This window comes from Streptomyces sp. AM6-12 (genome assembly GCF_044327085.1).
In the GTDB taxonomy this organism is placed as follows: domain Bacteria; phylum Actinomycetota; class Actinomycetes; order Streptomycetales; family Streptomycetaceae; genus Streptomyces.
The window spans coordinates 6,045,556-6,059,920 of record NZ_JBIQWN010000001.1; the positions used below are offsets into that span (position 1 = coordinate 6,045,556).

A 14,365-nucleotide genomic window follows, 5' to 3' on the forward strand; every position below is an offset into this window, starting at 1 on the left:
GAACGACGGCCGGGGACGGTACCGTTCGCGCAGGAGCGGGGCCCGCCCCCCGCCGCCTGCACCCCCAACTGCCTGTACGAGACGGAGTGGCAACGGATGCAGCACGCAGTGGGATCTCCGCTGCCGCCGCCCCACCAGCCGGGGCACCGGCCGGACACCGGCTGGCCATCGGCCGCACAACCCCCCGGCGAACCCCCCACGCAGGGCTCCGCCGCCCCGCCCCCGGCCTTCCCGCCCCCATCACCACGGGTCCCGGCGAGCCGGCAGCAGGTCCCTCCGGGCCAGCAGCCGCCGCCGTCCCTGCCCGTCCCTTCGGGACAACAGCCGCCGGTCCCTCCGGGCCGGCAGCCGTCCCCGGTTCCGCCCGCGCCGGCGCCGCCGGGTAATCCGCACCCGCACGCGCGGCCCCCGGCCCCTGCCCAGCCCCCGGCTCCCGCCGCTCCGGCGCACCCGCAGCCCCCGGCCCCCGAGAGCACCGGTCATGTGCACCTGCCACCGGGCGCCCCCTTCGGCGTGCCGACCCCGGCGCCCACCGCCACCGCGGTGCCCGATCCGACGACCACCACGCTGGCCGTCCTGCTGATCGGTCCCGCCGGCGCGGGCAAGACCAGCGTGGCGAAGTACTGGGCGGACCACCGGCGCGTGCCCACGGCCCACATCAGCCTGGACGACGTCCGCGAGTGGGTCCGCTCCGGCTTCGCCGACCCCCAGTCCGGCTGGAACGACCATTCCGAGGCCCAGTACCGCCTGGCCCGCCGTACCTGCGGCTTCGCCGCGCGCAACTTCCTGGCCAACGGCATCTCCTGCATCCTGGACGACGCGGTCTTCCCGGACCGCCCCGTCGTCGGCCTCGGCGGCTGGAAGCGCCATGTCGGTCCCGGCCTGCTCCCGGTCGTCCTGCTGCCCGGCCTGGACATCGTCCTGGAGCGCAACGCGAAGCGCACCGGCAACCGCCGCCTCACCGACGAGGAGGTCGCCCGCATCCACGGCCGCATGGCCGGCTGGTACGGCTCGGGCCTGCCGATCATCGACAACTCCCAACTGGACGTACCGGGCACGGCGAGGGTCCTGGACGAGGTCCTGGCGAGAGCGATAGCGAGCCCACCGAGCTGGTGATCACGGGGTGCCCGGCCCCACGAACCCCACTCGGCCCCCAAAAATCGGCACAAACGACATAAAACTCCTACGCTCATCTCATGTCAGAGGTGTACGCGAACCGCCGATCCCGCCTCCGGGACCACTTCAACGCGGCCGGCACCGCGGCAGCGCTCGTCACCCGTCCCGCCAACGTGCGCTACCTCGCGGCCGCCGCCCCGCACGGCGCCGTCCTGCTCCTCGGCAGCCGCGAGGACCTCCTGGTGTGCGCCGTCCCGCCCGACGAGCGCCCCTTCGAGGGCCGGCCGGACGACACCCTGCGGGTGCACGTCCTGCCCGCGCGGGGCGGCGACACCGCCGTCACCGCCGCCGGCCTCGCCCGGAACCAGGGCGCGGACTCCCTCGCCGTCGAGGAACACCATCTGACGGTCGCCCGGCACCGGGCCATCGCCGCCGTCGCCCCGGCCCTGCGCCTCGCCGACGTCGGCTGCGCCGTGGAGCAGCTCAGGGTCGTCAAGGACGAGGAGGAGATCTCCTGCCTGCGCATCGGCGCGGAGATCGCCGACCAGGCCCTCGGTGAGCTGCTGGAGTCCATCCTCGTCGGCCGCACCGAACGGCACCTCGCCCTGGAGCTGGAGCGCCGCCTGGTCGACCACGGCGCCGACGGCCCGGCCTTCCCCACCTCCGTCGCCACCGGCCCGAACTCCGGCCGCCGCGGTCACCGGCCCACCGACCGTCGGGTGGAGGAGGGAGACTTCCTCTCCGTCTGCCTCGGCGCGACCTACCGCGGCTACCGCTGCGAGATCGGCCGTACGTTCGTCATCGGCACCTCCCCGGCGGACTGGCAGATCCAGCTGTACGACCTGGTTTTCTCCGCCCAGCGCGCCGGCCGCGAGGCCCTCGCCCCCGGCGCCGCCTGCCGTGACGTGGACCGCGCGGCGCGCCAGGTGCTGGACTCGGCGGGCTACGCGGAGGCCCTGCCGCCGCTCACCGGGCACGGCGTCGGACTCGAAATCGACGAGGACCCGCAGCTCGCCCCCGCGGCCATGGGTAAACTGGACGCTTGCGTGCCGGTCACCGTCGAACCGGGGGTCCACCTCCCGGGCCGGGGCGGTGTCCGGATCGATGACACGCTCGTCGTGCGCCCCGAGGCGGACGGCGGACCCGAGCTACTCACCATCACGACCAAGGAGCTGCTCGCGCTGTAGCGCGTGACCCGGGGTCGTACGTCAGTCCAGGAGATTCCGCAACCGTGGCTTCCACGAACGACCTCAAGAACGGCCTGGTGCTCAAGCTCGAAGGCGGCCAGCTCTGGTCCGTCGTCGAGTTCCAGCACGTCAAGCCCGGCAAGGGCCCGGCCTTCGTGCGCACCAAGCTCAAGAACGTGCTCTCCGGCAAGGTCGTCGACAAGACCTTCAACGCCGGTGTCAAGGTCGAGACCGCCACTGTCGACAAGCGCGACATGCAGTTCTCGTACATGGACGGCGACTACTTCGTCTTCATGGACATGGAGACCTACGACCAGCTGATGGTCGACCGCAAGGCCGTCGGCGACGCCGCCAACTTCCTGGTGGAGGGCTTCACCGCCACCGTCGCCACGCACGAGGGCGAGGTGCTCTTCGTCGAGCTGCCCGCCGCCGTCGAGCTGACCATCCAGGAGACCGAGCCGGGCGTCCAGGGCGACCGCTCCACCGGCGGCACCAAGCCCGCCATCCTGGAGACCGGCCACCAGATCCAGGTCCCGCTCTTCATCACCACCGGTGAGAAGATCAAGGTCGACACCCGTACGAGCGACTACCTCGGCCGGGTGAACAGCTAACCGTGGCTGCCCGCAACACGGCCCGCAAGCGCGCCTTCCAGATCCTCTTCGAGGGCGACCAGCGCGGCGCCGACGTCCTGACGGTCCTCGCCGACTGGGTCCGGCTGTCCCGCTCCGACACCCGGCAGCCGCCGGTCAGCGAGTACACGATGCAGCTGGTCGAGGGCTACGCCGAGCACGCGCGGCGCATCGACGAGCTGATCGCCCAGTACGCGGTCGGGTGGACGCTCGACCGGATGCCGGTCGTGGACCGCAACATCCTGCGGCTGGGCGCGTACGAGCTGATCTGGGTGGACGAGACCCCGGACGCCGTCGTGCTGGACGAGATGGTGCAGCTGGCGAAGGAGTTCTCGACCGATGAGTCGCCCTCGTTCGTCAACGGTCTGCTGGGGCGGCTCAAGGAGCTGAAGCCGTCGCTCCGCCGGGCCTGACCGAAAAGACCCCCCTCAGGGGCGCCGGGCGACGAGCCTCGCGCCCCCGAGACGCGCCCCCGGTCACCGGCACCGAGAAGTCAGCCCGGGAAGCCGCATCCAAAACGCCGCCGGGGTGGCCCGAACCGTCTGGTTCGGGCCACCCCGGCGTCACGTTTCTGCAAAATCCCTACGCCGTCACGCCTCTTCGTGCGTGGCCACCGCGCGGCGCGCGTCCGCGTCCAGGACGCCCCAGCTGATCAGCTGCTCGGTGAGGACCGAGGGGGACTGGTCGTAGATGACGGCGAGTGTGCGCAGGTCGTCCTGGCGGATGGACAGCACCTTGCCGTTGTAATCGCCGCGCTGGGACTGGATCGTCGCCGCGTAGCGCTGGAGGGGGCCCGCCTTCTCGGCCGGCACCGTGGCCAGCCGCTCCAGGTCGAGGACCAGCTTCGGCGGCGGCTCGGCGGCGCCGCCAGGAGTGGTGCCCGGCAGAAGCTCCTGCACCGGGACGCCATAGAAATCGGCCAGCTCGGCAAGGCGCTGTACGGTCACGGCACGGTCGCCGCGCTCGTACGAGCCCACCACCACGGCCTTCCAGCGACCCTGGGACTTCTCCTCGACACCGTGGAGGGAAAGGCCCTGCTGGGTGCGGATGGCCCGGAGCTTGGCCCCGAGCTGTTTGGCGTATTCGCTGGACATATAGCTCCCCGGACACTGTGTCGACGCGGCCGGCTGTCTTCCCGCCGCGCGCTTTGGTAACTCACTGTGAGGTTACGCAGCGTGATTCTTCTGCGTCAAGCCGAATGGGCCACCCCGACGCTTCCGTGGTAGTGCCGACGCGTTGCGCCAAGGGGGTGAACGCGAGCGGTCCCCGCGACCTGCTACCGTGGTTGGCGCAAATCCGACGTCCTTTAAGGTCCGTCCCGTGAGGCGGAGAAGGAGGTCCGTTTTCTATGGACACGCACGCCCATCCGCAGGCAGCCGATGCCCGGCCCGTTCTCGAGGGCCCCGACATCGCGCGGGTGCTGACCCGTATCGCCCACGAGATCGTCGAGCGCGCCAAGGGCGCCGACGACGTGGTGCTGCTCGGCATTCCCACGCGGGGCGTCTTCCTCGCCCGCCGGCTGGCCGCCAAGCTCGAGCAGATCACCGACCGCGCCGTTCCGGTCGGCTCCCTCGACATCACCATGTACCGCGACGACCTGCGCATGCACCCGCCGCGTGCGCTGGCCCGCACCGAGATCCCCGGTGACGGTCTCGACGGCAGGCTGGTCGTCCTCGTGGACGACGTGCTGTTCTCCGGCCGCACCATCCGCGCCGCCCTCGACGCCCTGAACGACCTCGGGCGCCCGCGCGCGGTGCAGCTCGCGGTCCTGGTCGACCGCGGCCACCGGGAACTGCCGATCCGTGCCGACTACGTCGGCAAGAACCTCCCCACGTCGCTGCGGGAGACGGTCAAGGTCCAGCTCGCCGAGGAGGACGGCCGCGACACCGTACTGCTCGGTGTGAAGCCGGCCGGCCAGTAGCGAACCCCGGCGCACCAAGGTCGCTTCGGCGTACCCGCCCGCGCCCGAGTTCGCCCCAATCCTCCCGAACTGCCTTACGGAGCCTGACAGATGCAGCGTCATCTCATCTCGGCCGCCGACCTCTCCCGCGACGACGCCGTCCTGATCCTCGACACCGCCGAGGAGATGGCACGGGTCGCCGACCGGCCGATCAAGAAACTCCCGACCCTGCGCGGCCGTACCATCGTGAACCTCTTCTTCGAGGACTCTACGCGCACCCGGATCTCCTTCGAGGCCGCCGAGAAGCGCCTGTCCGCGGACGTCATCAACTTCACCGCCAAGGGATCGAGCGTGTCCAAGGGCGAGTCCCTGAAGGACACCGCCCAGACCCTGGAGGCGATGGGCGTCGACGCCGTCGTCATCCGGCACGGCGCCTCCGGCGCGCCCTACCGGCTCGCCACCTCCGGCTGGATCGACGCCGCCGTGATCAACGCCGGTGACGGCACCCACCAGCACCCCACCCAGGCGCTTCTGGACGCCTTCACCATGCGCCGCCGCCTGGTCGGGCGCGACGCCGGGATCGGCCAGGACCTGGCCGGCAAGCGCGTCACCCTCGTCGGCGACGTCCTGCACAGCCGGGTCGCCCGCTCCAACGTCGACCTGCTGCACACCCTCGGCGCCGAGGTCACCCTGGTCGCCCCGCCCACCCTGCTGCCGGTCGGCGTCGAGTCCTGGCCCTGCGAGGTGTCGTACGACCTCGACAGAACGCTGCCCAAGTGCGACGCGGTGATGATGCTGCGCGTGCAGCGCGAGCGGATGAACGCCGCCTTCTTCCCGACCGAGCGCGAGTACTCCCGGCGCTACGGCCTAGACGGCGACCGCATGGCCAGGCTGCCCGAGCACGCCATCGTGATGCACCCCGGCCCGATGGTGCGCGGCATGGAGATCACCGCCGAGGTCGCCGACTCCGGCCGCTGCACCGCCGTCGAGCAGGTCGCCAACGGCGTGTCCATCCGGATGGCCGTCCTGTACCTGCTGCTCGGCGGCAACGAGCCCGCCGCCGCCCCCCTGCGCACTGAGGAGAAGTAAGAACATGAGCAAGATCCTGATCCGCGGTGCGAAGGTGCTCGGCGGCGAGCAGCGGGACGTGCTGATCGACGGCGAGACCATCGCCGAGGTGGGTACCGGCCTCGGCGCCGAGGGCGCCGAGGTGATCGAGGCCGGCGGCAAGGTGCTGCTGCCGGGCCTGGTCGACCTGCACACCCATCTGCGCGAGCCCGGCCGCGAGGACTCCGAGACCGTCCTCACCGGCACCCGCGCGGCCGCCGGCGGCGGCTACACCGCCGTGTTCGCCATGGCCAACACCTTCCCCGTCGCCGACACCGCCGGCGTGGTCGAGCAGGTCTGGCGGCTCGGCAAGGAGCACGGCTACTGCGACGTCCAGCCCATCGGCGCCGTCACCGTCGGCCTGGAGGGCAGGAAGCTGGCCGAACTCGGCGCCATGCACGAGTCCGCCGCCGGGGTCACCGTCTTCTCGGACGACGGCAAGTGTGTGGACGACGCGGTGATCATGCGCCGCGCCCTGGAGTACGTGAAGGCGTTCGGTGGCGTCGTCGCCCAGCACGCGCAGGAGCCCCGGCTGACCGAGGGCGCCCAGATGAACGAGGGCGTCGTCTCCGCCGAACTGGGTCTCGGCGGCTGGCCGGCCGTCGCCGAGGAGTCGATCATCGCCCGCGACGTCCTGCTCGCCGAGCACGTCGGCTCCCGCGTCCACATCTGCCACCTGTCGACCGCCGGCTCCGTCGAGATCGTCCGCTGGGCCAAGTCCCGCGGCATCCAGGTCACCGCCGAGGTCACCCCGCACCACCTGCTGCTCACCGACGAACTGGTGCGCACCTACAACCCCGTCTACAAGGTCAACCCGCCGCTGCGCACCGAACGCGACGTCATGGCGCTGCGCGAGGCGCTCGCCGACGGCACGATCGACATCGTCGCCACCGACCACGCCCCGCACCCGCACGAGGACAAGGACTGCGAGTGGGCCGCGGCCGCCATGGGCATGGTGGGCCTGGAGACCGCGCTGTCGGTGGTGCAGGAGACCATGGTCGACACGGGCCTGCTGGACTGGGCCGGCGTCGCCGACCGCATGTCCGTCAAGCCCGCGCGGATCGGACAGGCCACCGGACACGGCCGTCCCGTCTCGGCCGGTGAGCCTGCCAACCTCACCCTGGTGGACACGGCATACCGTGGCCAGGTGGACCCCGCGGGCTTCGCCTCGCGCAGCCGCAACACCCCGTACGAGGGACGCGAGCTGCCGGGCCGTGTGACGCACACCTGGCTCCGGGGCAAGGCCACGCTCGTCGACGGGAAGCTCACGTGACACCTGCAATCCTCCTGGCCGCGGCCGAGAAGTCGGCCCCGGTCACCGACTGGCCGGCCCGCATCGGCTGGCTCGCCGGACTCCTGCTGTTCATCGCGCTCGTCTACTGGCTGATGCGCGAGGGCTGGAAGTGGCGCGCCACCCTCCAGAGCGACATCCCGGAACTCCCCGGCGTGCCCGAGGAGACCGGCCCGGTGAAACTGAGCATGAGCGGCCGCTACCACGGCTCGACCACCGCGGGACAGTGGCTGGACCGCATCGTGGCCCACGGCCTGGGCACCCGCAGTCTGGCCGAGCTCACCCTCACCGACGCGGGCCTTCGGGTCGAGCGCCCCGGCGCGGACGACTTCTTCATCCCCGCCGCCGCGCTGCGCGGGGCCCGGCTCGACAAGGGCATCGCGGGCAAGGTCCTCACCGAGGGCGGACTGCTCGTGGTGACCTGGGCGCACGCCGACAAACTGATCGACTCCGGCTTCCGCTCCGACCACGCGGCCGAGCACCCCGAATGGGTCGACACGCTCAACCACATGATCAACGACACGGAAGGCGCACGATGACGACCTCCACCAGGGGAGCCGCGAAGACTCCCGCCGTACTCGTCCTGGAGGACGGCCGCACCTTCCGCGGCCGCGCCTACGGGGCCGTGGGGGAGACCTTCGGCGAGGCCGTGTTCTCCACCGGCATGACCGGCTACCAGGAGACCCTGACCGACCCGTCGTACGACCGCCAGATCGTCGTCGCCACCGCCCCGCAGATCGGGAACACCGGCTGGAACGACGAGGACGACGAGTCGGGCCGCATCTGGGTCTCCGGCTACGTGGTCCGCGACCCCGCGCGCGTGCCGTCCAACTGGCGGGCCAAGCGCTCCCTGGACGACGAGCTGGAGCGCCAGGGCGTCGTCGGGATCTCCGGCATCGACACCCGTGCCCTCACCCGCCACCTGCGCGAGCGCGGCTCCATGCGCGCCGGCATCTTCTCCGGCGAGGCCGTCGCCGGGGACGCCGAACTCCTCGCCCGTGTGCAGGCCCAGCCGCACATGAAGGGCGCGAGCCTCTACGAGGAGGTCGCGACCAAGGAGGCGTACGTCGTCCCCGCGGTGGGCGAGAAGAGGTTCACCGTCGCCGCCATCGACCTCGGCATCAAGGGCATGACCCCGCACCGCATGGCCGAGCGCGGCATCGAGGTGCACGTCCTGCCCGCCACCGCCACCGCCGACGAGATCTACGCGGTGAACCCGGACGGCGTGTTCTTCTCCAACGGCCCCGGCGACCCCGCCACCGCAGACGGCCCGGTCGCCCTGATGACCGCCGTCCTGGAGCGCCGGACGCCGCTGTTCGGCATCTGTTTCGGCAACCAGATCCTCGGCCGCGCCCTCGGCTTCGGCACCTACAAGCTGAAGTACGGCCACCGGGGCATCAACCAGCCGGTCCAGGACCGTACGACCGGCAAGGTCGAGGTCACCGCGCACAACCACGGCTTCGCCGTCGACGCGCCCCTGGACAAGGTCAGCGACACCAAGTTCGGCCGCGCCGAGGTCTCGCACGTCTGTCTGAACGACGACGTCGTGGAGGGGCTCCAGCTGCTCGACCAGCCCGCCTTCTCCGTCCAGTACCACCCCGAAGCGGCGGCCGGTCCGCACGACGCCGCCTACCTGTTCGACCGCTTCGTTTCCCTGATGGAGGGCCAGCGTGCCTAAGCGCACCGATATCCAGTCCGTCCTGGTCATCGGCTCCGGCCCGATCGTCATCGGCCAGGCCGCCGAGTTCGACTACTCCGGCACCCAGGCGTGCCGCGTGCTCAAGGCCGAGGGCCTGCGCGTCATCCTCGTCAACTCCAACCCGGCGACGATCATGACCGACCCGGAGATCGCCGACGCCACGTACGTCGAGCCGATCACCCCCGAGTTCGTCGAGAAGATCATCGCCAAGGAGCGCCCCGACGCCCTGCTGCCCACCCTGGGCGGCCAGACGGCCCTGAACACCGCCATCTCGCTGCACGAGAACGGCGTCCTGGCCAAGTACGGCGTCGAGCTGATCGGCGCCAAGCCCGAGGCCATCCACAAGGGCGAGGACCGCGACCTGTTCAAGGGCGTGGTGGAGGAGGTCCGCCGCAAGATCGGGTACGGCGAGTCCGCCCGCTCGGTGATCTGCCACTCCATGGACGACGTCCTCAAGGGCGTCGAGACGCTCGGCGGCTACCCGGTCGTCGTGCGCCCCTCCTTCACCATGGGCGGCGCCGGCTCCGGCTTCGCGCACGACGAGGAGGAACTGCGCCGCATCGCCGGCCAGGGCCTCACCCTCTCGCCGACCACCGAGGTGCTCCTGGAGGAGTCCATCCTCGGCTGGAAGGAGTACGAGCTGGAGCTGATGCGCGACAAGAACGACAACGTCGTGGTCGTCTGCTCCATCGAGAACTTCGACCCCATGGGCGTGCACACCGGTGACTCCATCACCGTCGCGCCCGCGATGACGCTCACCGACCGCGAGTACCAGATCCTGCGCGATGTCGGCATCGCCGTGATCCGCGAGGTCGGCGTCGACACCGGCGGCTGCAACATCCAGTTCGCGGTCGACCCCGTGGACGGCCGGGTGATCGTCATCGAGATGAACCCGCGCGTGTCACGTTCCTCCGCCCTCGCGTCCAAGGCGACCGGCTTCCCGATCGCGAAGATCGCCGCGAAGCTGGCTGTCGGCTACACCCTGGACGAGATCCCGAACGACATCACGCAGGAGACCCCGGCGTCCTTCGAGCCCACGCTCGACTACGTGGTCGTCAAGGCGCCCCGATTCGCGTTCGAGAAGTTCCCGCAGGCCGACTCCACGCTGACCACCACCATGAAGTCGGTCGGCGAGGCCATGGCCATCGGCCGCAACTTCCCCGAGGCCTTCCAGAAGGCGCTGCGCTCGCTGGAGAAGAAGGGCAGCCAGTTCGCCTTCACCGGTGAGCCCGGCGACAAGGAGGCGCTGCTGCGCGAGGCGGTGCGGCCCACCGACGGCCGGATCAATACCGTCATGCAGGCCATCCGGGCCGGCGCCACCCCCGAGGAGGTCTTCGAGTACACGAAGATCGACCCCTGGTTCGTGGACCAGCTGTTCCTCATCAAGGAGATCGCGGACGAGCTGGCCGAGGCCCCCGAGCTGACCGGCGAACTGCTCGGCGACGCCAAGCGGCACGGCTTCTCCGACCAGCAGATCGCCGAGATCCGCGGCCTGCGCGAGGACGTCGTCCGCGAGGTGCGGCACGCCCTCGGCATCCGCCCGGTCTACAAGACGGTCGACACCTGCGCCGCCGAGTTCGCCGCGAAGACGCCGTACTTCTACTCCTCCTACGACGAGGAGTCCGAGGTCGCCCCGCGCGAGAAGCCGGCCGTCATCATCCTCGGCTCCGGCCCCAACCGCATCGGCCAGGGCATCGAGTTCGACTACTCCTGCGTCCACGCCTCCTTCGCGCTGTCCGACGCCGGGTACGAGACCGTGATGGTCAACTGCAACCCGGAGACCGTCTCCACCGACTACGACACCTCCGACCGGCTGTACTTCGAGCCGCTCACCCTGGAGGACGTCCTGGAGATCGTGCACGCCGAGCAGCAGGCGGGCCCGGTCGCCGGCGTGATCGTCCAGCTCGGCGGCCAGACCCCGCTCGGCCTCTCGCAGGCCCTCAAGGACAACGGCGTGCCGGTCGTGGGCACCTCCCCGGAGGCGATCCACGCCGCCGAGGACCGCGGCGCCTTCGGCCGGGTCCTCGCGGAGGCCGGCCTGCCCGCGCCCAAGCACGGCACCGCCACCACCTTCGCGGGCGCCAAGGCCATCGCCGACGAGATCGGCTACCCGGTCCTGGTCCGGCCCTCGTACGTGCTCGGCGGGCGCGGCATGGAGATCGTCTACGACGAGACCCGCCTCGCCGCCTACATCGCCGAGTCCACCGAGATCAGCCCGTCCCGGCCGGTCCTCGTCGACCGCTTCCTGGACGACGCCATCGAGATCGACGTCGACGCGCTCTACGACGGCGAGGAGCTGTACCTCGGCGGCGTCATGGAGCACATCGAGGAGGCCGGCATCCACTCCGGCGACTCGGCGTGCGCGCTGCCCCCGATCACTCTCGGCGGCTTCGACATCAAGCGGCTGCGCGCCTCCACCGAGGCCATCGCCAAGGGCGTCGGCGTGCGCGGTCTGATCAACATCCAGTTCGCGATGGCCGGCGACATCCTCTACGTCCTGGAGGCCAACCCGCGCGCCTCCCGTACGGTCCCCTTCACCTCGAAGGCGACCGCGGTGCCGCTCGCCAAGGCCGCCGCCCGGATCTCGCTGGGCGCGACCATCGCCGAGCTGCGCGCCGAGGGGCTGCTGCCGAAGAACGGCGACGGCGGCGAGCTGCCGCTGGACGCGCCGATCTCCGTCAAGGAGGCCGTGATGCCCTGGTCGCGCTTCCGCGACATCCAGGGCCGCGGCGTGGACACCGTGCTCGGCCCGGAGATGCGCTCCACCGGCGAGGTCATGGGCATCGACTCCGTCTTCGGCACGGCCTACGCCAAGTCGCAGGCGGGCGCCTACGGACCGCTGCCCACCAAGGGCCGCGCGTTCATCTCGGTCGCCAACCGCGACAAGCGTTCGATGATCTTCCCGGCCCGTGAGCTGGTCGCCCACGGCTTCGAGCTGCTGGCCACCTCCGGCACCGCCGAGGTCCTCAAGCGCAACGGCATCAACGCCACCGTGGTGCGCAAGCAGTCCGAGGGCACCGGCCCGAACGGCGAGAAGACCATCGTCCAGCTCATCCACGACGGCGAGGTCGACCTCATCGTCAACACGCCGTACGGCACCGGCGGCCGCCTCGACGGCTACGACATCCGCACGGCCGCCGTAGCCCGCTCCGTGCCGTGCCTGACGACCGTCCAGGCGCTCGCCGCGGCCGTCCAGGGCATCGACGCCCTCAACCACGGCGACGTGGGCGTGCGCTCCCTCCAGGAGCACGCGGAACACCTGACCGCGTCCCGCGACTAGCGAGACACGGGACCCCAGCCGCCCAAGAGGGGGGACTCCGGAAACGGCGTCCCCCCTCGGTGTGAGGACACGTGATGTATCACCTCTTCTTCCGTCTGATCTTCAAACGGATGGACCCCGAGAAGGCCCACCACCTCGCCTTCCGCTGGATCCGGCTCGCCGTCCGCGTGCCCGTGCTGCGCACCTTCGCCGCGGCGGCCCTCGCGCCCCGGTACAAGGAGCTGCGGACCGAGGCGTTCGGGCTGCGGATGCACGGCCCGTTCGGGCTCGCCGCCGGATTCGACAAGAACGCCGTCGCGATCGACGGCATGTCGATGCTGGGCTTCGACCACGTCGAGATCGGCACGGTCACCGGCGAGCCGCAGCCCGGCAACCCCAGAAAGCGGCTGTTCCGGCTCGTCGCGGACCGCGCGCTGATCAACCGCATGGGCTTCAACAACGACGGCTCGCTGGCCGTGGCGGCCCGCCTGGCCACCCGCGAGCCCGTCTTCAAGACCGTGGTCGGCGTCAACATCGGCAAGACCAAGGTCGTCCCGGAGGCGGAGGCCGTCGCCGACTACGTGAAGTCCGCCGAGCGCCTCGCGCCGTACGCCGACTACCTGGTCGTCAACGTGTCCTCGCCGAACACGCCCGGCCTGCGCAACCTCCAGGCCGTCGACCACCTGCGCCCGCTGCTGACCGCCGTCCGCGAGGCCGCCGACCGTGTGGTGGCCGGCCGCCGCGTCCCGCTCCTGGTGAAGATCGCCCCGGACCTCGCCGACGAGGACGTGGACGCCGTCGCCGACCTGGCCGTGGAACTCGGCCTGGACGGCATCATCGCCACCAACACCACCATCGCCCGCGACGGCCTGGGCCTGAAGTCCCCGGCCGCGCTGACCGGGGAGACCGGCGGCCTGTCCGGCGCGCCCCTCAAGGCCCGCTCCCTGGAGGTCCTGCGCCGCCTGTACGCGCGCGTGGGCGACCGGATCACCCTGGTGGGCGTCGGCGGCATCGAGACCGCCGAGGACGCCTGGCAGCGCATCCTGGCCGGTGCCACGCTGGTCCAGGGCTACAGCGCCTTCATCTACGAGGGCCCCTTCTGGTGCCGCGCGATCCACAAGGGCCTCGCGGCCCGCCTGCGCACCAGCCCCTACGCCACCCTCGCCGACGCGGTCGGCGCCGATGTGAGGAAGCCCGCATGACTTCGCCCGAGCCCTTCGGCGCCCGGCTGCGCCGCGCCATGGACGAGCGCGGCCCGCTGTGCGTCGGCATCGACCCGCACGCCTCCCTGCTCGCCGAGTGGGGCCTGAACGACGACGTGGCGGGCCTGGAGCGGTTCAGCCGCACCGTCGTCGAGGCCATGGCCGACCGGGTGGCCGTCCTGAAGCCGCAGAGCGCGTTCTTCGAGCGGTTCGGCTCGCGGGGCGTCGCCGTCCTGGAGAAGTCGGTCCAGGAGGCGCGCGCGGCCGGCGCCCTGGTCGTGATGGACGCCAAGCGCGGCGACATCGGCTCCACCATGGCCGCCTACGCGGAGGCCTTCCTGCACCGGGACGCGCCGCTGTTCTCCGACGCGCTGACCGTCTCGCCGTACCTCGGCTACGGCTCGCTGAGCCCGGCCGTGGAGCTGGCCAGGCGAAACGGCGCCGGACTGTTCGTGCTGGCGCTGACCTCGAATCCGGAGGGCGGCGAGGTGCAGCACGCGGTGCGCGCCGACGGCCGTGGCGTGGGCGCGACCATGCTGGCCCACCTGGCGGCCGAGAACGCGGGAGCGGAGCCGCTGGGCTCCTTCGGGGCGGTCGTCGGCGCCACGCTCGGCGACCTGTCCTCGTACGACCTGGACATCAACGGCCCGCTGCTCGCGCCCGGCATCGGCGCCCAGGGCGCGACCCCGGCCGACCTTCCTGGGGTCTTCGGGGCGGCCGTACGCAATGTCGTGCCGAACGTCAGCCGGGGCGTGCTGCGGCACGGACCCGACGTCGGGGCGCTGCGCGCGGCGGCCGGGCGCTTCGCGGAGGAGATCGGGGCGGCCGTCGCCGGGGGCTGAGCCCCGCCGTCAGGCGCTCGCCTGAGCGGACCGGCGCCGAATTGAGTGTGAATACATCCTCAAATCGTGGGCAGTATGTCTGAAATGTCCGGCCTGACGGAGGCTGACCAGGACTTTTCCGCTGTTCTCGCTG

General features: G+C 71.3%; 13 protein-coding genes. 12 read left to right on the top strand and 1 reads right to left on the bottom strand.

What is annotated here, in order from left to right:
* Positions 1-96 precede the first annotated feature (96 nt).
* From ACE4Q9_RS27560 to nusB, 4 genes are all read left to right on the top strand, one after another.
* Entirely contained in the window at positions 97-1,116 is a 1,020-nt protein-coding gene (locus ACE4Q9_RS27560; RefSeq protein ID WP_397986914.1) for an AAA family ATPase, read from the top strand.
* An 80-nt stretch (positions 1,117-1,196) separates the two neighbouring features.
* Entirely contained in the window at positions 1,197-2,303 is a 1,107-nt protein-coding gene (locus ACE4Q9_RS27565; protein WP_397986915.1) for an aminopeptidase P family protein, read from the top strand.
* Positions 2,304-2,347: 44 nt separating this feature from the next.
* On the top strand, positions 2,348-2,914 hold the full coding sequence (gene efp / locus ACE4Q9_RS27570) for an elongation factor P (protein WP_397986916.1): 567 nt from the start codon (positions 2,348-2,350) through the stop codon (positions 2,912-2,914).
* A 2-nt stretch (positions 2,915-2,916) separates the two neighbouring features.
* The gene (nusB, locus tag ACE4Q9_RS27575) at positions 2,917-3,345 is read left to right on the top strand and encodes a transcription antitermination factor NusB (RefSeq protein ID WP_046423695.1); all 429 of its coding nucleotides are present in this window, start codon (positions 2,917-2,919) and stop codon (positions 3,343-3,345) included.
* Between the two features lie 177 nt (positions 3,346-3,522).
* Here the strand turns inward: nusB and bldD are convergent, their stop codons facing one another.
* Complete coding sequence (bldD, locus tag ACE4Q9_RS27580) at positions 3,523-4,026, bottom strand: transcriptional regulator BldD (protein ID WP_014671524.1); 504 nt, start codon at positions 4,024-4,026, stop codon at positions 3,523-3,525.
* 254 nt (positions 4,027-4,280) lie between these two features.
* Here bldD and pyrR point away from each other — a divergent pair, with 254 nt between their 5' ends.
* From pyrR to pyrF, 8 genes are all read left to right on the top strand, one after another.
* A complete protein-coding gene (pyrR, locus tag ACE4Q9_RS27585; RefSeq protein WP_397986917.1) occupies positions 4,281-4,853 on the top strand; it encodes a bifunctional pyr operon transcriptional regulator/uracil phosphoribosyltransferase PyrR in 573 nt (190 codons plus the stop codon).
* A 90-nt stretch (positions 4,854-4,943) separates the two neighbouring features.
* The gene (locus tag ACE4Q9_RS27590; RefSeq protein ID WP_397986918.1) at positions 4,944-5,921 is read left to right on the top strand and encodes an aspartate carbamoyltransferase catalytic subunit; all 978 of its coding nucleotides are present in this window, start codon (positions 4,944-4,946) and stop codon (positions 5,919-5,921) included.
* Positions 5,922-5,925: 4 nt separating this feature from the next.
* Complete coding sequence (locus tag ACE4Q9_RS27595; RefSeq protein ID WP_397986919.1) at positions 5,926-7,212, top strand: dihydroorotase; 1,287 nt, start codon at positions 5,926-5,928, stop codon at positions 7,210-7,212.
* The gene (locus ACE4Q9_RS27600; protein ID WP_397986920.1) at positions 7,209-7,769 is read left to right on the top strand and encodes a hypothetical protein; all 561 of its coding nucleotides are present in this window, start codon (positions 7,209-7,211) and stop codon (positions 7,767-7,769) included. Before ACE4Q9_RS27595 ends, ACE4Q9_RS27600 begins: the two co-directional genes overlap by 4 nt.
* A complete protein-coding gene (carA, locus tag ACE4Q9_RS27605; protein ID WP_397986921.1) occupies positions 7,766-8,908 on the top strand; it encodes a glutamine-hydrolyzing carbamoyl-phosphate synthase small subunit in 1,143 nt (380 codons plus the stop codon). The genes ACE4Q9_RS27600 and carA overlap by 4 nt, the downstream gene beginning before the upstream one ends.
* Positions 8,901-12,209 carry a carbamoyl-phosphate synthase large subunit gene (gene carB, locus ACE4Q9_RS27610; protein ID WP_397986922.1) on the top strand — a complete coding sequence of 1,103 codons (3,309 nt, stop codon included), beginning with the start codon at positions 8,901-8,903 and terminating at the stop codon, positions 12,207-12,209. Before carA ends, carB begins: the two co-directional genes overlap by 8 nt.
* Before the next feature lie 74 nt (positions 12,210-12,283).
* Positions 12,284-13,390 carry a quinone-dependent dihydroorotate dehydrogenase gene (locus ACE4Q9_RS27615; protein WP_397986923.1) on the top strand — a complete coding sequence of 369 codons (1,107 nt, stop codon included), beginning with the start codon at positions 12,284-12,286 and terminating at the stop codon, positions 13,388-13,390.
* Positions 13,387-14,232: an orotidine-5'-phosphate decarboxylase gene (gene pyrF / locus ACE4Q9_RS27620; protein ID WP_397986924.1), complete on the top strand. Its 846-nt coding sequence runs from the start codon at positions 13,387-13,389 to the stop codon at positions 14,230-14,232. The genes ACE4Q9_RS27615 and pyrF overlap by 4 nt, the downstream gene beginning before the upstream one ends.
* Positions 14,233-14,365: the final 133 nt, after the last annotated feature.